Source organism: Streptomyces sp. 7N604, assembly GCF_052245475.1.
Classification (GTDB): domain Bacteria; phylum Actinomycetota; class Actinomycetes; order Streptomycetales; family Streptomycetaceae; genus Streptomyces.
Window position 1 is genome coordinate 86,753 of the sequence record NZ_JBQQBX010000024.1, and the last position, 17,710, is coordinate 104,462.

The 17,710-nt window shown below is 70.9% G+C and carries 16 protein-coding genes and 2 tRNA genes; 8 read left to right on the top strand and 10 right to left on the bottom strand.

Annotated features, from left to right (window positions below):
- Positions 1–4: 4 nt before the first annotated feature.
- Positions 5–637: an alpha/beta hydrolase family protein gene (locus ACTWP8_RS25615; protein ID WP_443324511.1), complete on the bottom strand. Its 633-nt coding sequence runs from the start codon at positions 635–637 to the stop codon at positions 5–7.
- Positions 638–765: 128 nt separating this feature from the next.
- Complete coding sequence (locus tag ACTWP8_RS25620) at positions 766–1,590, bottom strand: SOS response-associated peptidase (RefSeq protein ID WP_443324477.1); 825 nt, start codon at positions 1,588–1,590, stop codon at positions 766–768.
- Positions 1,591–1,666: 76 nt separating this feature from the next.
- Between ACTWP8_RS25620 and ACTWP8_RS25625 the strand changes: the two genes are divergently transcribed.
- From ACTWP8_RS25625 to ACTWP8_RS25640, 4 genes are all read left to right on the top strand, one after another.
- Positions 1,667–2,380 carry a M50 family metallopeptidase gene (locus ACTWP8_RS25625; protein ID WP_443324478.1) on the top strand — a complete coding sequence of 238 codons (714 nt, stop codon included), beginning with the start codon at positions 1,667–1,669 and terminating at the stop codon, positions 2,378–2,380.
- Positions 2,381–2,465: 85 nt separating this feature from the next.
- The gene (gene aroA, locus ACTWP8_RS25630; protein WP_443324479.1) at positions 2,466–3,836 is read left to right on the top strand and encodes a 3-phosphoshikimate 1-carboxyvinyltransferase; all 1,371 of its coding nucleotides are present in this window, start codon (positions 2,466–2,468) and stop codon (positions 3,834–3,836) included.
- 13 nt (positions 3,837–3,849) lie between these two features.
- Entirely contained in the window at positions 3,850–4,857 is a 1,008-nt protein-coding gene (gene rsgA, locus ACTWP8_RS25635) for a ribosome small subunit-dependent GTPase A (RefSeq protein WP_443318381.1), read from the top strand.
- 100 nt (positions 4,858–4,957) lie between these two features.
- Positions 4,958–5,281, top strand: a complete 324-nt coding sequence (locus ACTWP8_RS25640; RefSeq protein ID WP_443324480.1) for a DMT family transporter — start codon at positions 4,958–4,960, stop codon at positions 5,279–5,281.
- Here ACTWP8_RS25640 and ACTWP8_RS25645 read toward each other — a convergent pair.
- A complete protein-coding gene (locus ACTWP8_RS25645) occupies positions 5,275–5,994 on the bottom strand; it encodes a TetR/AcrR family transcriptional regulator (RefSeq protein ID WP_443324481.1) in 720 nt (239 codons plus the stop codon). The two genes, ACTWP8_RS25640 and ACTWP8_RS25645, sit on opposite strands and share 7 nt — an antisense overlap.
- A gap of 154 nt (positions 5,995–6,148) precedes the next feature.
- On the opposite strand from ACTWP8_RS25645, the gene hisN reads away from it, so the two are divergent.
- Positions 6,149–6,949 carry a histidinol-phosphatase gene (hisN, locus tag ACTWP8_RS25650; RefSeq protein WP_443318384.1) on the top strand — a complete coding sequence of 267 codons (801 nt, stop codon included), beginning with the start codon at positions 6,149–6,151 and terminating at the stop codon, positions 6,947–6,949.
- Between the two features lie 180 nt (positions 6,950–7,129).
- Positions 7,130–7,531 (top strand): CBS domain-containing protein, encoded by a 402-nt coding sequence (locus ACTWP8_RS25655; RefSeq protein WP_443318385.1) that lies wholly within the window; start codon positions 7,130–7,132, stop codon positions 7,529–7,531.
- Positions 7,532–7,599: 68 nt separating this feature from the next.
- Here ACTWP8_RS25655 and ACTWP8_RS25660 read toward each other — a convergent pair whose 3' ends face one another.
- Positions 7,600–9,066, bottom strand: a complete 1,467-nt coding sequence (locus ACTWP8_RS25660) for a catalase (RefSeq protein WP_443324482.1) — start codon at positions 9,064–9,066, stop codon at positions 7,600–7,602.
- Between the two features lie 134 nt (positions 9,067–9,200).
- On the opposite strand from ACTWP8_RS25660, the gene ACTWP8_RS25665 reads away from it, so the two are divergent.
- Positions 9,201–9,617 carry a Fur family transcriptional regulator gene (locus ACTWP8_RS25665; RefSeq protein WP_443324483.1) on the top strand — a complete coding sequence of 139 codons (417 nt, stop codon included), beginning with the start codon at positions 9,201–9,203 and terminating at the stop codon, positions 9,615–9,617.
- A 264-nt stretch (positions 9,618–9,881) separates the two neighbouring features.
- Here ACTWP8_RS25665 and ACTWP8_RS25670 read toward each other — a convergent pair.
- The 4 genes from ACTWP8_RS25670 to ACTWP8_RS25685 form a co-directional block, all read right to left on the bottom strand.
- Positions 9,882–9,955: transfer RNA gene (locus ACTWP8_RS25670), tRNA-Met, on the bottom strand.
- A gap of 352 nt (positions 9,956–10,307) precedes the next feature.
- Entirely contained in the window at positions 10,308–12,344 is a 2,037-nt protein-coding gene (locus ACTWP8_RS25675) for a tetratricopeptide repeat protein (protein ID WP_443324484.1), read from the bottom strand.
- Between the two features lie 165 nt (positions 12,345–12,509).
- Positions 12,510–12,583: transfer RNA gene (locus ACTWP8_RS25680), tRNA-Met, on the bottom strand.
- A gap of 42 nt (positions 12,584–12,625) precedes the next feature.
- The gene (locus ACTWP8_RS25685) at positions 12,626–15,547 is read right to left on the bottom strand and encodes a UPF0182 family membrane protein (RefSeq protein ID WP_443324512.1); all 2,922 of its coding nucleotides are present in this window, start codon (positions 15,545–15,547) and stop codon (positions 12,626–12,628) included.
- 135 nt (positions 15,548–15,682) lie between these two features.
- On the opposite strand from ACTWP8_RS25685, the gene ACTWP8_RS25690 reads away from it, so the two are divergent.
- Entirely contained in the window at positions 15,683–16,240 is a 558-nt protein-coding gene (locus tag ACTWP8_RS25690; RefSeq protein ID WP_443324485.1) for a PPA1309 family protein, read from the top strand.
- A 56-nt stretch (positions 16,241–16,296) separates the two neighbouring features.
- Here ACTWP8_RS25690 and ACTWP8_RS25695 read toward each other — a convergent pair whose 3' ends face one another.
- Together ACTWP8_RS25695 and ACTWP8_RS25700 are read right to left on the bottom strand one after the other, a co-directional pair.
- Positions 16,297–17,388, bottom strand: coding sequence for a YlbL family protein (locus tag ACTWP8_RS25695; RefSeq protein ID WP_443324486.1), 1,092 nt, complete (start codon positions 17,386–17,388; stop codon positions 16,297–16,299).
- A 92-nt stretch (positions 17,389–17,480) separates the two neighbouring features.
- Complete coding sequence (locus tag ACTWP8_RS25700) at positions 17,481–17,657, bottom strand: hypothetical protein (RefSeq protein WP_443319605.1); 177 nt, start codon at positions 17,655–17,657, stop codon at positions 17,481–17,483.
- Positions 17,658–17,710 lie beyond the last annotated feature (53 nt).

Below are 17,710 nucleotides of genomic sequence, written 5' to 3' on the forward strand. Positions count from 1 at the left end.
GGCGTCAGACGGAGATCGAGTCCAGCCACTCGGCGACGGCATCGGTGATCACTGCGAGGGCCTCCTCCTGCGTGGGGCCCAAGGCCTTGGGGACGGCGAAACCGTGATCCCCGTACGGCACCTCGACGATCCGGGTGCCTGACGGGAACTCCTCGGGGCGGCCGAAGGGGTCGCGCCCGCCCTGGACGACGAGGGTGGGCACGCCTGTGCCGGTCAGCTCGTCGGCGCGGGACTTCTCGGGCCTGCCCGGGGGGTGCAGCGGGAAGGAGAGCGCGAGCACGGCCTGTGCGCCGAGGTCGCGCGCCGTACGGCAGGCGACGCGCGCGCCCGCGCTGCGGCCGCCCGCGACGACCGGGAGCCCCGGTTTCTCCAGGGCGGGCCAGAGCGCGGTCCAGGCCGCGTCGAGGGCCTTGGGCGCGGGGGCGACCTTCTTGCCCGCGACCCGCCAGGGCTGCTCGACGAGCGCGACGGTCACGCCGTGTGCGGGGAGGGTGGCGGCCAGCGCCTGGAGGTCACGCGCCTCGATGCCGCCGCCGGCGCCGTGGCTCATGGCCAGCACGAGCCGCGCCGTTCTGGCGCCCCGGCACCAGGTGATCCGCGCTTCGCCCGCCGGAGTGGAAACAACCTGGGTCTCGATCACGCCACCATCCTGCCGCGCCGAGGCCCGGCCCGCCGCGCGGGCACGCCCGCGTGGGGGGGCAGGGTCCCGCCCGTCAGGCCTCGGAAGCAGGCGTCGGAAGCGCGCCGAAAGCAGACCCGCGGGCATCAGAAGAGCGTGCCCTCCTCCGGGGCCTCGAGTTCCTTCAGCAGCTCAGGGCCGTTGTTACGGACGTTGCTGACGTCCGTCGAGACGGGATACGCCCGCATCATCCCGGCCGGCGGCGGCGCCAGCAGCGAGCGCAGATCGTCCGGATCCGTCCGCGCCGGGTCGAGCCATGCCGCCCACCGGTCCTCCGGCAGGACCAGCGGCATCCGCGGGTGGATGTCCGCGAGCGCCCGCGGCCCGTCCCCGCCCGCCGCCGGCGCCCCGGCCAGCGGCGTCGTCTCCGCCTCCGTCGTGACGACCGTGCAGGTCACCCACCAGGCCCGGGGGTGCTCCCCCGGGAGCGTCCGGTCCCGCCAGAACTCGTACAGGCCCGCCATGGCCATCACCGAACCGTCGGCCGGCGTCACGAAGTACGGCTGCTTCCGCGCCCGCTTCCGCTTCCCCTGCTCCTCGAGGTCGCGCTCGGACTTCCCGGTGACCCACTCGTAGTAGCCGTCGGCGGGCAGCAGGCAGCGCCGCGCGGCGAACGCCTTCCGGAAGGACGACTTCTCGTGCAGCGACTCGGCCCTGGCATTGATCATCTTCACCCCGACCTCGGGTGACTTGGCCCAGGACGGTACGAGCCCCCACCGCAGCATGCGCAGCTGCCGCACCGGATCCGGGCTGTCCGACTCCCGGTCCGGGCGCTCCAGGACCGCGTACACGTCCTTCGTCGGGGCGACGTTCCAGTCCGGGGCGAGGGTCTCCTCGGGCTCCCATTTCGCCACGTCGAACAGCCCGACCAGATCCTCGGGCCGCCGACTGGCTGAGTATCGACCGCACATGAGTGCAACACTGCCACGACGCCCGTACCGAGCGACACGTCCGCACCCGTACACGTCATGAGGGAGCCGCCCGTCCATGGACAGCACGAGCATCGGCGATCTGTGGGACCGCGTCATAGGCACCCAGCCGGACCCCTCCGTCTGGCTGGTGGCCGTCACAGCGGTCTTCGCGCTCGCGGCCGTCGTGCCGCAGACCGCCTGGCGGCTGAGCCGCAACGCCGTGACGATCGCGCACGAGGGCGGCCACGGCCTCGTCGCCCTGCTCAGCGGCCGCCGCCTGGATGGCATACGGCTGCACTCGGACACCTCGGGACTGACCGTCTCGCGCGGCAAGCCCACCGGCATCGGCATGATCCTCACGGCGGCCGCCGGCTACACCGCGCCCCCGCTGCTCGGGCTCGGCGGCGCCTGGCTGCTGGTCGCCGGGCACATCACCCTGCTCCTCTGGGGCGCGATCCTGCTGCTCATCGCGATGCTGGTGATGATCAGGAACGCGTACGGCGTGCTGACCGTCGTCGTCACCGGCGCCGCCTTCTTCCTCGTCTCCTGGCTGACGGAGCCCGTCATCCAGGCGGCCTTCGCCTACGGCGCGGTGTGGTTCCTGCTCCTCGGCGGAGTGCGGCCGGTCTTCGAGCTGCAGGCCAAGCGCCGCCGCGGAGGGGCGCCGGACTCCGACGCCGACCAGCTCTCGCGGCTCACGAATGTCCCGGCGGCCCTGTGGCTGTTCCTCTTCCACGCCGTCTCGCTGAGCTCTCTCATCGGCGGAGGGCGCTGGCTTCTCGGACTGTGACTCCTCTACCACTGCAGTATTTCGGCGGGGTTTCTCCGCTTTTGATCAAGATCTGTGCCGGGCGTGAACCACTAAAGTGAGGGCCATGACCGGTAACCCCGTGCACTCCGCCCTCTGGCCCGCCCCGCTCGCGTCGGGCCCCATCGACGCGACCGTCACCGTGCCCGGATCGAAGTCGGTCACCAACCGCGGCCTCGTCCTGGCCGCGCTCTCCTCGGAGCCGGGCTGGCTGCGCCGCCCGCTGCGCTCCCGCGACACCCTCCTCATGGCGGAGGGGCTGCGCGCGCTGGGCGTCGGCATCGAGGAGACGGTGTCCAGTACGACCTCGGGCGCGGGCAGCAGCACCGACGGCGGCGAGGCCTGGCGGGTCATCCCCGCCGGACTGCACGGGCCCGCCACCGTCGGCGTCGGCAACGCCGGCACCGTCATGCGCTTCCTGCCGCCCGTCGCCTCCCTGGCCGACGGGCCGGTCCGGTTCGACGGCGACCCCCGCTCGTACGAGCGCCCGCTGCACGGCGTCATCGACGCCCTGCGCGCGCTGGGCGCCCGGATCGACGACGACGGCCGCGGCGCTCTGCCGATGACCGTGTTCGGCGGCGGGGCGCTGGACGGCGGCCCCGTCGAGATCGACGCCTCCTCGTCCTCGCAGTTCGTCAGCGCGCTGCTGCTGTCGGCCCCGCGCTTCAACCAGGGCGTCGAGGTGCGGCACATCGGCAACTCCCTGCCCTCCCTCCCCCACATCCGGATGACCGTGGACATGCTGCGGGTCGCGGGGGCCCAGGTGGACACCCCCGAGGCCGGCGGCGAGCCGAACGTCTGGCGGGTCAAGCCCAGCGCGCTGCTCGGCCGGGACCTGGTTGTCGAACCCGACCTGTCGAACGCCCAGCCCTTCCTGGCCGCGGCCCTGGTCACCGGCGGCCGGGTCACCATCCCCGACTGGCCGGAGCGCACGACTCAGCCCGGTGACGCGCTGCGCGCGATCTTCACCGAAATGGGCGGTTCGTGCGAACTCACCGACGCGGGCCTGACGTTCACCGGCAGCGGCCGCATCCGCGGCATCGACGTCGACCTCGGCGACGCCGGCGAGCTGACCCCGGGCATCGCGGCGGTCGCGGCGCTGGCCGAGTCCGAGTCCGTGCTGCGCGGCGTGGCGCACCTGCGGCTGCACGAGACCGACCGGCTGGCCGCGCTGACCAAGGAGATCAACGAGCTGGGCGGGGACGTCACCGAGACCGCGGACGGGCTGCGCATCCGGCCGCGCCCGCTGCACGGCGGGATCTTCCACACGTACGACGACCACCGGCTGGCCACGGCGGCCGCGGTGATCGGTCTCGCGGTCGAGGGCGTCGAGGTGGAGAACGTCGCCACGACCGCGAAGACCCTGCCGGACTTCCCCGACCTGTGGGCCGCGATGCTCGGTGAGCCGTCCGGGCAGATTCCCGTGCGGAGAGCCTGAGAGCGGCCCCGCAATGCGCCGCTATGGCAAGCACACCGACGAGGACGACGTCAGGGTCCGGCCAGGACGCAGGGGCAGCAGGCCGCGTACGAGCATCCGGCCCAAGCACGAGGACGCGGCCGAGGGCTTCGTCCTGACCGTCGACCGCGGCCGGCTGACCTGCCTCGTCGAAGGCCGCACGATCACCGCGATGAAAGCCCGCGAGCTGGGCCGCAAGGCGGTGGTGGTCGGTGACCGGGTCGGCATTGTCGGTGATCTCTCCGGCGGCAAGGACACCCTCGCCCGGGTCGTCCGGGTCGAGGAGCGGTCGTCGGTGCTGCGGCGGACGGCGGACGACGACGACCCGTACGAACGGGTGGTCGTCGCCAATGCCGACCAGCTCGCCATCGTCACCGCCCTCGCCGACCCGCCGCCCCGGCCCCGCATGATCGACCGCTGTCTGGTCGCCGCCTATGACGCGGGCCTCGAGCCGCTGCTCGTGCTCACCAAGTCGGACCTCGCCCCGGCCCGGCCGCTGTTGGAGACCTACGAGCCGCTGGGCGTGCCGTTTGTGGTGACCAGCCGGGAGGAGCTGGCGGACGGCGCCGCCGCGGAGCTGGTACGGGACCGGCTGACCGACCGGGTCACCGCCTTCGTCGGGCACTCGGGCGTCGGCAAGACGACACTGGTCAACGCCCTGGTCCCGGACCGCCAGCGGGTCACAGCCGTGGTCAATCCGGTCACCGGGCGCGGCCGCCACACCACGACCTCGGCCCTCGCGCTCCCGCTGCCCGACGGGGACGGCTGGGTCATCGACACCCCGGGCGTGCGGTCGTTCGGGCTGAACCACATCGACCCCTCGCGGGTCATCCACGCCTTCCCGGACCTCGAGCCGGGCACCGAGGGCTGCCCGCGCGCGTGCAGCCACGACGAGAAGGACTGCGCGCTGGACCAGTGGGTCGCCGACGGGCACGCGGAGCCGGCCCGGCTCTACTCGCTGCGGCGGCTTCTCGCGACGCGTGAGCGGCGCGAGGGAGACTGATCTCCTGACGTTTGCCCGCCGTTCCGGATGGTAAGGGCATAATCGCGCCAAGGCAGACAAGGGCACCCAGGCAGTCACTGCAGACGGGGAGGCACATCGGATGGCGTGGCTGCTGGTGATCGTCGCCGGGCTGCTGGAGGTCGGTTTCGCGGTCGGGCTCAAGCTCTCGCACGGCTTCACGCGCCTGTGGCCCACGGTCGCGTTCTGCGCCTTCGCGCTCGGCAGCTTCGGACTGCTGACCCTCGCCCTGAAGAGGCTGGACGTGGGTCCTGCGTACGCGGTGTGGACGGGCATCGGCGCCGCCGGAACGGCCCTCTACGGCATGATCTTCCTCGGCGACGTCGTCTCCACGCTGAAGATCATCTCGATCACGCTGGTGATCATGGGCGTCATCGGCCTGCAGCTGTCAGGCGGCATTCACTGACCTCCCGCCAGCACGGCCTGCCGGATCTCCGCGGCCACTGACGCGCCGCCGGGGGTACACGGGGCACCGGGAGCACCGGGAGCACCGGGGACAACACCCCGTACGAGCACGGCGGGATCATCCGCCCCCGCGGGCACGACGACGTACGACAGCGCCAGCCGCACGGCGACCTCGCACGCGCGGGCCAGCCGTTCAGCCTCCTCCTGCGGACGCTCCCGCTCCAGCACCGCCAGGGCGCGGTCACGGACCTGGCGGAGCAGTTCGCCGGGCGAGGGCAGCGCGGCGTCGGCCCGCCGCTGCGCCGGCACGTACGAAGGCGACGGCCCCGCAACCCGTACGGGCACGGGCAGCCGCTCACTCCAGAAACCGGTCAGCACGGCTCTCAGCAGCGGACTCCGCCGGGCGCTGCGCACGGTCCAGTCCGCCACGGCGGCCAGCCGCCCGCTGGGGTCCGCACCGCCGCCCGCGTCCGCGCCGTGGCTCGCCGCGCCCGCGCCGGTGGACAAGGCGCCGTCGACGCCCGCGAGATACGCGTCGGCCTCGCGCCGGACCAGGGCTCTGGCCAGCCCGTCCTTGCTGCCGAACTCGTTGTAGAGCGTCTGTCTGGACACCCCGGCGGCCGCCGCGACGTCGACCATCCGCACTCCGGACCACGGTCGGCCCGCGAGTGCCGCGAACGCGGCGTCCAGCAGGGATTCACGCGCAGTAGGCACCATCGCCTCCCCGGCCATGCGGCTCACATGGCCTGCACTGCGCAAAAAGGATTGACGCGCCACATGGGGGTGTCAATAGCTCTGACGGAGCACGACCACACCCGTACGGACATCCCATGTGTTAGGTCCGAACCTAGCTGGATACTGTTCGCTCATGCCCGACTATCACGATGATCTGCGTCTGGCCCATGTGCTGGCCGACGCCGCGGACGCCGCGACCATGGACCGGTTCAAGGCGCTCGACCTCAAGGTCGAGACCAAACCGGACCTGACGCCGGTGAGTGAGGCCGACAAGGCCGCTGAGGAGTTGATCCGCTCCTCGCTCTCTCGCGCGCGGCCGCGCGACGCGGTACTGGGCGAGGAGTACGGCAGCGAGGGCGCGGGCCCCCGCCGCTGGATCATCGATCCGATCGACGGCACCAAGAACTACGTCCGCGGGGTCCCCGTGTGGGCCACGCTGATCTCGCTGATGGTGCCGGGTGGTGGCGGGTACCAGCCGGTCGTCGGCGTGGTGTCGGCGCCGGCCCTGGGGCGGCGATGGTGGGCCGCGCAGGGGGCGGGCGCGTACACCGGCCGCAGCCTCTCCTCCGCGACCCGGCTGCGGGTCTCCAAGGTCAGCAAGATCGAGGACGCGTCGTTCGCGTACTCGTCGCTGACCGGCTGGGAGGAGCAGGGCCGGCTGGACGGGTTCCTGGATCTGACCCGCGCCTGCTGGCGGACCCGCGGCTACGGCGACTTCTGGCCCTACATGATGGTCGCCGAGGGTTCGGTGGACATCTGCGCGGAACCGGAGTTGTCCCTGTGGGACATGGCGGCGAACGCCGTCATCGTGCAGGAGGCGGGCGGCGAGTTCACCGACCTGGACGGCGTACGCGGTCCTGGCGGCGCGAACGCTGCGGCGTCCAACGGCCTGCTGCACAACGAGCTGCTGGGGTATCTCAACCAGCGGTACTGAGCCTTACGAGCCTCCGCACGCCCTCTTGTTGGCCTCCCGTGCGCATGTGAACATGAGAGTCCCCCAGCTTGTGAACTTGTGAATCTCTTCACGTGGAGATGTGCCACGTGGCTGCGGCACGCATGGTGCGGCACGCGGATTCACGGCTCACCTGGATCACGAGAGAGGTGGCTCCATTCCATGCTCGTCCGTGACGCCATGAGCACGGTGGTCCTCACCATCGGGCCGACGCACACGCTCCGCCAGGCGGCCCGGCTGATGTCCGCGCGGCGGGTCGGCGCGGCGGTCGTCCTCGACACCGACACCAGCGGCCTCGGCATCCTCACCGAGCGCGACATCCTCAACTCCGTGGGCGCGGGCCAGGACCCCGACCGGGAGACCGCCCATGCCCACACCACGACCGACGTCGTCTTCGCCGCCCCGGAGTGGACCCTGGAGGAGGCGGCGGCAGCCATGACGCGCGGCGCATTCCGCCATCTGATCGTCCTCGACGACCGCGAACCGGTCGGGGTCGTCTCGGTCCGCGACATCATCCGCTGCTGGGTCCCGGCCCGGCCGCAGCCGTCCGTACTGGCGGGCTGAGCGCAGCACGAGGGGCCGGACCCCCGACCGGGATCCGGCCCCTCGTCACTCGCTACGACAAGCGTCCGTCAGCCGCGCAGGGCCTGGACCGCGGCCTCGAGCCGCTTGCCGTAGTCCTCGTCCGCCTTGCGGAAGTTGGCGATGGCCCGCTCGGCGATGTCGTCGCGCGAGACCTTGGCGATGAAGCCTGCGAGGTTGTCGATCAGACGCTGCTTCTCGTCCTCGGACATCAGGCGGTAGAGGTTCCCCGCCTGGACGAAGTCGTCGTCCTCGGCGTGCGAGGGCGCCTCGTGGTCACCGGTCCGGCCGGAGACGTCGATCGGCTGCCACAGCGGCCTGCCGGTCTGGGCCGGGCCGCCGAAGCTGTTCGGCTCGTAGTTCTTGGCGCCCGCGTGGCGGCCGTCGTACAGGAGGCCGTCACGGCCGTACGTACGAGCCTCGGTGGCGTGGGGCCGGTTGACCGGGAGGTGGTCGGCGTTGATCCCGACGCGGTAGCGGTGCGCGTCGCCGTACGCGAACAGGCGGCCCTGCAGCATCTTGTCCGGGGACGGGCCGATGCCCGGCACGAAGTGGACCGGCGAGAAGATCGACTGCTCGACCTCGGCGAAGATGTTCTGCGGGTTGCGGTTGAGCTCCAGCTTGCCGATCTCGATCGGCGGGTAGTCCTCGTGCGGCCAGACCTTGGTCAGGTCGAACGGGTTGAAGCGGTAGTCGGCCGCCTCGGCCGCGGGCATGATCTGCACCTGCACGGTCCAGCTCGGGAACTCGCCCCGCTCGATGGCCTCGCGCAGGTCGCGCTGGTGGCTGTCCGGGTCCTCGCCCGCGAGCTTCGCCGCCTCCTCGGAGGTCAGGTTCTTGATGCCCTGGTCGGTCTTGAAGTGGTACTTGACCCAGAAGACCTCGCCCGCCTCGTTGTTCCACTGGAAGGTGTGCGAGCCGTAGCCGTTCAGGTGGCGGTACGAGGCCGGGATGCCGCGGTCACCGAACAACCAGGTCACCTGGTGGGTCGACTCGGGCGAGAGGCCCCAGAAGTCCCAGACGTTGTCCGCTTCCTGGGAGCCGGTGTACGGGTCGCGCTTCTGGGTGTGGATGAAGTCCGGGAACTTGATGGCGTCCTTGATGAAGAACACCGGGGTGTTGTTGCCAACGAGGTCGTAGTTGCCGTCCTCGGTGTAGAACTTCAGCGCGAAGCCGCGCGGGTCGCGCACCGCGTCCGCCGAGCCCAGGTTGCCCGCGACCGTGGAGAAGCGCAGGAAGACCTCGGTCTGCTTGCCGACCCCGGAGAGGAACTTCGCGCGGGTGTACTTGGTCACATCGGCGGTGACCGTGAACGTGCCGTACGCACCGGCACCGCGCGCGTGCACGATCCGCTCCGGAATGCGCTCGCGGTTGAAGTGCGCGAGCTTCTCCAGCAGGTGCTGGTCCTGGACCAGGACCGGGCCGCCGACGCCTGCGGTCTCGCTGTTCTGGTTGTCCGCGACCGGAGCACCGGACTCCGTCGTCAGCGGGCCTGTCGTCTCAGCCTGCACCGTCACGTGCGCCTCCTGCGTATCGTCTGCCCCTTGGCTAATACCGAAACCGATCCTACATTGGACTTAGTCCAAGTCAAGAAACGGACGAAGACCGTACCCGTTCGTGGCATGGGTTCCCCACTGTTAGGCTGAATGTCATGAGTGACCTGCTGGAACGCCTTCGTGAACGCGGCTGGCGGCTCACCGCGCAGCGGCGGGTCGTGGCCGAGGTTCTCGATGGGAACCACGTCCACCTGACCGCCGACGAGGTCCATGCGCGCGCCGCCGAGCGCCTGCCCGAGATCTCGCGCGCGACTGTGTACAACACGCTGGGTGAGCTGGTCTCACTCGGCGAAGTGATCGAGGTCAGCACGGACCGCCGCGCAATGCGGTACGACCCGAACGCGCACCAGCCGCACCACCACCTGGTGTGCGCGAAGTGCGGCACGGTCCGCGACGTCCACCCCGGCGGCAACCCGCTCTCAGACCTGCCCGACGAGGAGCGCTTCGGCTTCACCGTCTCGGACGTCGAGGTCACCTACCGCGGACTCTGCCCGAACTGCGCCTCCGGCTGAGCGGCAGCACGACCCGCACAGCCCGCACGTCACCTTCAGCGCAACCCCTCAGCGTACCTGATGGGTCGTCAGATCGCGTGCGGATGGCAGATCCGCACCAGAAACCGTACCCGGCGGAGATGCGCTCCCGGGCGCTCGACCGGTCCTTCGGGCGCGGGGCGCCGTGCGGTGGGGCGCCATGGCCCGGTTGGTGCCGCCGCTGGTGCCGCCCCCACCACACATGCCGAAGGCCCGGATCCTTGAGGATCCGGGCCTTCGCTCTCGTAGCGGGGACAGGATTTGAACCTGCGACCTCTGGGTTATGAGCCCAGCGAGCTACCGAGCTGCTCCACCCCGCGTCGGTAGTGACAACTGTAGCCGCACGCGATCGACCAGCGCAAATCGTTCAGGAGGCGCCCTCCGCCTGCGAACGGGACAAGCCCTCGGCGGCGCCGCTACGCCGGAATACGGCTTCACACCGACTGCGGCCGTGGCGGTGCGCGCCCACCGCACCCGCCCACCCGCCCTTTAAGGGGCGGGCGGGTGGGAAACCGACGGCGATGCGCCGCGGGAGCCGCGAAAGGCGCCACAGTTCCGCACAGCCGCCCGCCTGAAAGGGCCTGGCCGCCGGCGGCTGGCCGCGGCGGGGGCGCGAGGAGCGGCGGCGAATGGGCCAGGGCGACGGCGCCTCACGGCATAACGCCGGAGACGTTATGCCGTGAGTTCCTGCTGCAGGGCGTCGCGCAGGCGGGCCGCGCGTTCTGCGACCTCCGGCGGGCCATGCTCCACCGCACGGGAGCACCAGTGCTGGGCGTCCGCGAGCTCGCCCCGCCGCGCGGCGAGCAGCGCGAGGCGCAGCGCCGCCCTCCCGTGCCCCGCCGAGGCCGCGCGGGTCCACCACAGCGCGGCCTCCGGCTCGCTGCCCTCCCGCGCGAGGAGTAGCCCGAGGTTGAAGGCCCCGTTGCGGCTGCCCGCCTCCGCGGCCGTGCGGTACCAGCCCGCGGCCCCGACCGCGTCGCCGCGGAACGCCGCGATCATTCCGCAGCGCACCTGCGCCCGCCGGTGGCCCTGCTCGGCCGCCCGCTCGTACCACTCCTCGCACTCGGTGGTCCCGCCGTCCCCCTCCTCCGGGCGCTGCCGCCGCTCGAGCAGCGCGCCGAGCCGGAAGGCGGCCTCCGCGCTGCCGCCGCCCGCCGCGCACCGCAAGTGACGCTCGGCGGCCCGCTCGTCGCCGTCCCTGAGGAGCGCGATGGCGACCTGCAGCGCCGCATCCGTGTGCCCGGCCGAGGCGGCGCGCTCGTACCACTGCCGCGCCGTACGGTCGTCGTCCCGACTGGCGTGCAGAATGCCGAGGTTGAACGCTGCGTCGACGCTGCCCGCCTCCGCGGCCTTGGAGAACCACGGCTCCGCGCCCGCCGCGTCACCGCGCTGCAGCAGCAGTACGGCAAGGGCGTTGGCGGCCTCGCGGTGCCCGGCGTAGGCGGCACGCCGGTACCACTGCTCGGCCTGCGGCGTACGCCCCTGCTCGGAGCACAGCAGGCCGAGGTTGTACGCGCCGTTGACGTCTCCGGCGTCGAGCGCGGCGCGGTACCAGCGCTCGGCGGTCTGCGGCTCACCGCGGTCGGCGTGCAGCGCGCCGAGGGCGTTGGCAGCGTTGCCGTCGCCCTTCTGGGCGGCCCGGCGCCACCAGATGGCGGCGCTGTCGGTGTCGCCCGCGTCGCGCAGCAGGAAGCCGAGCGCGCAAGCGGCGCGCGGCTCACCGTCCTTGGCGGCCGTGAGGTACCAGCGGCCCGCCTCCTGCACCTCGTCCCGCTCTTCAAGGAGCATGCCGAGGTGCAGGGCGGCGCGCCGGTGACCGCGCGCGGCGGCCTGCCGGTACCACTGCTCGGCCTCGGCTGTGGCCGCGCGCTGCTCCGGGTCGTCGGGCGACGGCCCGTCCACGGCCGCGATGCCCCGGCGTACGGCGTCCGGACGTCCGGCGTCCAGACCTCCGTCGTCCCGGCGTACGGCTTCCAGCCCTCCGTCCCGGCGTACGGCGTCCCGGTTCCCGATGTCGCGGTCACCGAGGTCCGGTCCCCCGAGGTCGCGGCCGGCGGCGTCGCGCCCTCCGGCGTCGTGGCCGCGCAGGTCCAGGATGCGGGCGAGGCGGTACGCGGCCTCGCGGTGCCCCTGCTCGGCGGCGGCGCGGAACCAGCGCTCCGAGCCGACGTCGCTGCGGTGATCCAGCAGGTCGGCGAGCGCGTACGCGCCCAGCGCATGGCCCGATTCGGCCGACTGACGCAGCCAGTACTCCGCCGCCGGCTCGTCGCCCCGCTCCCGGTAGTGGCGGCCGAGGGCGTGCGCGGCAGCGGCGGATCCGGCCACGGCGGCGATCCGCCACCAGCCGGCCGCCTCGTCCGGGTAGCCCCTCTGGTGCAGCAGGACGCCCAGGTTGTTGGCGGCGGCGCGCTCACCCGCGCTGGTGGCGGCGCGCAGGTAGGGCTCGGCGCCGTCGAGGTCGCCGCGGCGCAGCAGCAGGGCGCCGAGGACGCTCATCGACTCGGTGTCCCCGGCCTCGGCGGCCTGGCGGTGGCGGGCCTCCTCCTCCGCCTGCGCGGTGAACGTACCGGCCTCGGCGGCGGGATCGGCGGTGGTGGTGTCGTCACAGCTCGCAGCGGATCCGGGCACGGCGGGGGCCCGCTCGTCACCGGGCGGGTCCGCAAACCGACCTGTTTCCAACAGAATTGCCTTGTCCCCCATAAGGGCCATCGTCGCACCACCTGCAACCTGCGTACACCTGGTATACCGCAGCCAGTGAAGTCACTTCGGCGTTTTGTCGACTTCCCGACAGAGCTACTTGCCAAACGCCGTATCCGCGGTGTCCCCCACACAAGCGAAGGACCCGGAGTCTGTTGACTCCGGGTCCTTCTGTAGTAGCGGGGACAGGATTTGAACCTGCGACCTCTGGGTTATGAGCCCAGCGAGCTACCGAGCTGCTCCACCCCGCGTCGTTGTTCGTTCACCGTACCACGACGCGGGATGGCGCCTGCTCAGTTGCCTTGCCCGCCGCCCTTCTCGCCGGCCTGCCCGTCGCCTGACTTCCCGTCACCCTTCTGGTCGGCCTGCGCCTGCGCGTCGGCGGCCCGCTTGAGCGCCGCCTCCAGGTCGTCCTGGGCCTTGCCGTACGCGGTCCAGTCCTGCTCCTGGAGCGCCTTCTGGCCCGCCTCGAACGCCTTCTGCGCGTCGTCGAGCGCCTGCTGCACGGTCGGGTTCTCCGCCGACGGCGGCTGCGTAGTGCCCTCGCCCGGCGGCTGGCCGGTCTCGGCCCCCTCCGCCCCGAAGACCTCGTTCAGCGCCTCGCCCAGCGTGTCCTTGAAGACGGTCTCCTTGCCGTACGAGACCCCCACCTTCTTGAGCAGCGGGTAGTTCGCGTTGCCGCCTCGCACGTACACCGGCTCGATGTAGAGGAACCCTTCGTCGAGCGGCACCGTCAGCAGGTTGCCGTACTCGATGTCCGAGTCGGTGCCTCTGAGGTTTCTGACGAACTCGGCGACATCGGCGTTGCCGTTGAGTTCGCTCTGCACCTGTTGCGGGCCCGGCACGTTGGAGGTCACCTTGAGCAGCCTCATCGTGCCGTAGTCCGGGCTCGTGGCATCGGCGTCGACGGCCATGAACGCTCCGAGGTTGGGGCGCCCGCTGGGGGTGAAGGTCGTCGTCAGCGAGAAGGTCTGTGCCGTCTGCCCCGGCATGGTCATGCTGAGGTAGTACGGCGGGACGGCGCCGGAGTCCTTGTTGGTCGGGTCGTCCGGCACCTGCCACGCGTCACTGCCGCTGTAGAACTGAGCGGCGTCGGTGACGTGGTAGCGGGTGAGCAGTTCACGCTGCACCTTGAACAGGTCCTGCGGGTAACGCAGGTGCTGCATCAGGTCCTGATCGATCGAGCTCTTGGGCTCCACCGTGCCCGGGAACGCCCTCATCCAGGTCTTGAGAACCGGGTCACCGGTGTCCCACTCGTACAGCTTCACGGAGCCGTCGTAGGCATCCACCGTGGCCTTGACCGAGTTGCGAATGTAGTTGACCTGGTTCTGCTGGGCGACCACGGTCCGCTGGCCGGTGGTCAGCGAGTCGGCCGTCGTGTCCCCCAGCGTCGTACGGGAGGAGTACGGGTAGCCGTTGGTGGTGGTGTAAGCGTCGACGATCCACTTGATGCGGCCGTCCACGACCGCCGGATACGCGTCACCGTCGATGGTCAGCCAGGGCGCGACGGACTCGACCCGCTCCTTGGGCGTCCGGTTGTAGAGGATCCGCGAACCCTCTCCGATGGCCCCCGAGTAGAAGATCTGCGGGTCGCTGAAAGCCACGGCGTAGGCGGCGCGGTTGACGGGACTGGAGAGGTCGACCCCGCTCTTGCCGCGGTAGCTGGTGGTCCGCTCGCCGTTCTGCTCGTAGTCGAGCTCCTTCTGGGGCCCGCCGACGATCGAGTACTGCTCGGTCTTCTCGCCGTAGTAGATCCGCTGCTCGTACGTGCGCAGCTGCCCCCTGGTGGGGAGGCCGGACTCGGTGAAGTCCGGGGAGCCCGCGGGGTCCGCGTCCGGGTCCGTGGTCGTGCCCCTGGCGGCGACCATGCCGTAGCCGTGCGTATACGTGAAGTGGTCGTTGATCCAGTTGTGCTTGGGGATGCCCGCGATGTTCAGTTCGCGCAGGCCGACGACCGTGTCCTGCGCCTTGCCGTCGGGGGCCTTGTAACGGTCGACGTCCAGCGTCAGCGGAAACTGGTAGTACTTGCGCTCCTGCTGGAGCTGCTGGAAGGTCGGCGGGACGACGTTCGGGTCGATCAGGCGGTAACTGGCCGTCGTGTCCGCGTCCTTGCGGAGCTTCGCCTGATCGTCCGTGCCTGCCCGGCCCGAGTAGTTCGTCACGCTCGCGTCATTGATGCCGTACGCCTCGCGCGTGGCATCGATGTTCTTCTCGATGTACGCGGACTCCTTGGCCTGCTCGTTCGGCTGGACCTGGAACTTCTGCACGATCGCCGGGTAGAGCCCGCCGATCAGGATCGCCGAGAGCACCATCAAACCGAAGCCGATCACCGGCAGTTGCCAGGTGCGGCGCCAGAGTGTCGCGAAGAACAGCACCGCGCAGATCGCCGCAATACAGAAGAGGATCGTCTTGGCCGGGAGATACGCGTTGGCGTCGACGTAACGCAGACCTGTCCAGTTGCCCGTCGCCTTGAAGTCACTGGACTTCACCGCGAGGCCGTAGCGGTCGAGCCAGTAGGCGACCGCCTTGAGCGAGACGAAGATGCCGAGCAGCACCGACAGATGGCCGGTGGCCGCGGCCGTGGCCCGCGCGCCGGGGCTGGTGATCCGCAGCCCCCCGTACAGGTAGTGCACCAGCGCGGCGGCGATCAGGCTCAGCACCGCGGCCGCGAAGCCGAAGCCCAGCAGGAAGCGGTACCAGGGCAGGTCGAAGGCGTAGAAGGACACGTCCTTGCCGAACTCCGCGTCCTCCCTGCCGAACGACACGCCGTTGACCCACAGCAGCCACGTGCGCCACTGGCCGGAGGCGGAGGCGCCCGCGATCAGCCCTACGAGGGCGGTGACCCCGAGCAGCACCCACTTCTTGTAGGGCGCGATGCCCATCCGGTAGCGGTCCAGGCTCTGCTGCTCGACGGACATCGCGCTCAGCGGCGGGCGGAGCTTGTGCGCCAACCAGATGTTGATGCCGACGGCCGCGGCCATGAGGAGGCCGAAGACGAAGAAAAGGCCGATCTTGGTCCACAGGGTGGTGGTGAAGACCGACGAGAAGCCGACCGAGCGATACCAGAGCCAGTCCGTCCAGAACCCGGCGAACATGACGAAGAGCATCGCCAGCACGGCGAGCACGCCCAAGGTCATGAGCAGGGTCCGGACGCGCCGGGACGGTCGGCCGACTCTGATCCGCGGGCCTGTCGGGCCTCCGCCGCGGTCCGGCATCTGGAAAGCCAAGGTGCGCACCTCGAAGTTCGCTGTCGTATGAGCAGGCCCCGCGATAGTAGGGCCCACCCATGCAACTTACTCAAGCTTTACTCGGTTCCCGATTCCGGTTACGAACAGGGCAAGATACTGACCATGTCCAACCTCTCCTCCGCCTCGGGTGCTCCGATGGCCGCAAGCCCGCTCACCCGCGCCGTACTCGAGATCGACGAGTACGCGGCCGGGCTCGGCTGGGACCAGCCGGCCCGTCTCTTCGCCCTCGTCGACACCGATCAACTGCGCGCCCAGGAACCGGGGCTCGCCGCCCAGCTCGGCATCGACAACGACGCCGAGGCCACCCTGACCCCGGTGGAGCAGGACGAGCTGCCGAGGGGCGCGCCGCTCGACGAGTTCCTCGCCACCATCGCCTGGCCTGACGCGGTGGTCGGCTGCGCCCTGACCGTGGAGCGGCTGATGCTGCCGCCGTCCGCCGAGGCGTCCGTGCCCGAGGGCATGGACGAGGGGCAGCTCACGAAGTGGGTTGCGGAGCACCCGGACCGCCAGGAGGTCAGGATGACCGTGGCGGTGCTGCGGGACGGTGCGCGCGAGACGGCGCTGCGGCTGCGTGAGAAGGACTCGCCGACCGAAGTGCTCACCGGCTCCGACCTCGTACCGGGGCTCGCCGAGGCCCTCGCCGCGACCTTCGCGGAGTAGGCGGTCCGCGACCTTTCGCGGAGCAGGCGGTGCGGCCGGGGCCGGGGTTACCGGGCTCAGCCCTTCGTGCAGCGCTTGACGTCGGCCGTGTCCCCCGCGCGGATCTGCTCCAGGGCCTTCACAGCGTCGTCAATCGTTCCGACCTTCACCAGGGTGAGGCCGGAGGGCTTGTCCTTGGCCGCGGCGGCGCAGTTGTCCTCGGGCGTCAGGAAGTACCGGGCGCCCTTGTCACGGGCCCCGACCGTCTTCATCTGAATGCCGCCGATCGGCCCGACCTTGCCCTCGTCGTCGATCGTCCCGGTGCCCGCGACGAAGTTGTCGCCGGTCAGGTCGCCGGGGGTCAGCTTGTCGACGATGCCGAGGGCGAACATCATCCCGGCGCTCGGGCCGCCCACGTCGGCCAGCTTGATGTCGATCTCGAACGGGAACGTGTGGTCGGTGCCCGCCTGGATGCCGACGATCGCCCGGTCGTCGTCCGGCGCCTTCCGCGTGGTGATGGAGACCGTCTCCCGGGTCCCCGGCTCCGGCTTGCCGGCCTTCTCCGCGGCGGCCGCCGCCTTGGCCGGGACGATGGTGAAGCTGACCTGCTGCCCCGGCTTGTGCTGCGTGACCAGCTTGGCGACATCGCCCGGCTTCGTGACCGGCTTGCCGTCCACGGCCTTGATCACATCCCCGGCGTGCAGCGTGCCCTGGGCGGGGCTGTCCTTGACGACGGATGCCACGACCACGCGCGCGGAGACCGGTATATCCAGCACGTTCATGGCCGCGACCTTGGCGCTCTCCTGGGACTGGCTGAACTCCTCGGCGTTCTCCTGATTGGCCTGCTCCGCGGTCTGGCCGTCCGGGTAGAGCGTGCTGTGCGGGACGACCGCGTCATCGTGGGAGAGCCAGCCGGCGACCGCCTCGACGAGATTCATCCGGTAGTCGGCGCCGGTCACCCGGACCGTCGTCATGTTGAGATGGCCCTTCGCCGGATAGGTCTTGCGCCCGGAGATGTGCAGCACCGGCTCGCCACCATGATCGCCGAGAGTGTTCACCGTCGGACCGGGAGACATCTCCGAATACGGCACGGGAATCAGCACCCCTGCACACAGCAGCGCAATGAGAATCAGGGTGGAGGCGAGCAGCGTCGCGGTGCGGCGTGGCATGAGAACGACAGTACGGGACTGGTCCGACAGTGCACTCCCGGGGCCGGTCCGTACGGGGTCGCCCGGGCCCTCGGGGCCCGGTGCGGGGGCGCTCAGGCCGCCGCGTCGGAGTCGCCGGTGCGGGAACGTTCCATGGCCTCTCGGAACCGCTCGTACCCGGCCAGTTCGGCGACGTCGCCGACCTTGCGGTTACGCGCGGCCCAGCGGGCCCACGCGGCCGCGACGACAGCCGCGACAACCGGAATCAGCAACCAAGCGAGCGCCGCCATACCGGCCTCCCGACCCCATGCGCATCTAGAACTGACAACCGCAACTGACTGAT

Excerpts from the sequence above, each read along its gene's own strand:
- ACTWP8_RS25695 (WP_443324486.1), bottom strand. The coding sequence starts at position 17,388 with ATGCCACGCCGCACCGCGACGCTGCTCGCCTCCACCCTGATTCTCATT.
- ACTWP8_RS25640 (WP_443324480.1), top strand. The coding sequence starts at position 4,958 with ATGGCGTGGCTGCTGGTGATCGTCGCCGGGCTGCTGGAGGTCGGTTTC.
- ACTWP8_RS25655 (WP_443318385.1), top strand. The coding sequence starts at position 7,130 with ATGCTCGTCCGTGACGCCATGAGCACGGTGGTCCTCACCATCGGGCCG.
- ACTWP8_RS25690 (WP_443324485.1), top strand. The coding sequence starts at position 15,683 with ATGTCCAACCTCTCCTCCGCCTCGGGTGCTCCGATGGCCGCAAGCCCG.
- ACTWP8_RS25700 (WP_443319605.1), bottom strand. The coding sequence starts at position 17,657 with ATGGCGGCGCTCGCTTGGTTGCTGATTCCGGTTGTCGCGGCTGTCGTC.
- ACTWP8_RS25620 (WP_443324477.1), bottom strand. The coding sequence starts at position 1,590 with ATGTGCGGTCGATACTCAGCCAGTCGGCGGCCCGAGGATCTGGTCGGG.
- ACTWP8_RS25665 (WP_443324483.1), top strand. The coding sequence starts at position 9,201 with ATGAGTGACCTGCTGGAACGCCTTCGTGAACGCGGCTGGCGGCTCACC.
- ACTWP8_RS25675 (WP_443324484.1), bottom strand. The coding sequence starts at position 12,344 with ATGGCCCTTATGGGGGACAAGGCAATTCTGTTGGAAACAGGTCGGTTT.
- rsgA (WP_443318381.1), top strand. The coding sequence starts at position 3,850 with ATGCGCCGCTATGGCAAGCACACCGACGAGGACGACGTCAGGGTCCGG.
- ACTWP8_RS25625 (WP_443324478.1), top strand. The coding sequence starts at position 1,667 with ATGGACAGCACGAGCATCGGCGATCTGTGGGACCGCGTCATAGGCACC.
- aroA (WP_443324479.1), top strand. The coding sequence starts at position 2,466 with ATGACCGGTAACCCCGTGCACTCCGCCCTCTGGCCCGCCCCGCTCGCG.
- hisN (WP_443318384.1), top strand. The coding sequence starts at position 6,149 with ATGCCCGACTATCACGATGATCTGCGTCTGGCCCATGTGCTGGCCGAC.
- ACTWP8_RS25685 (WP_443324512.1), bottom strand. The coding sequence starts at position 15,547 with ATGCCGGACCGCGGCGGAGGCCCGACAGGCCCGCGGATCAGAGTCGGC.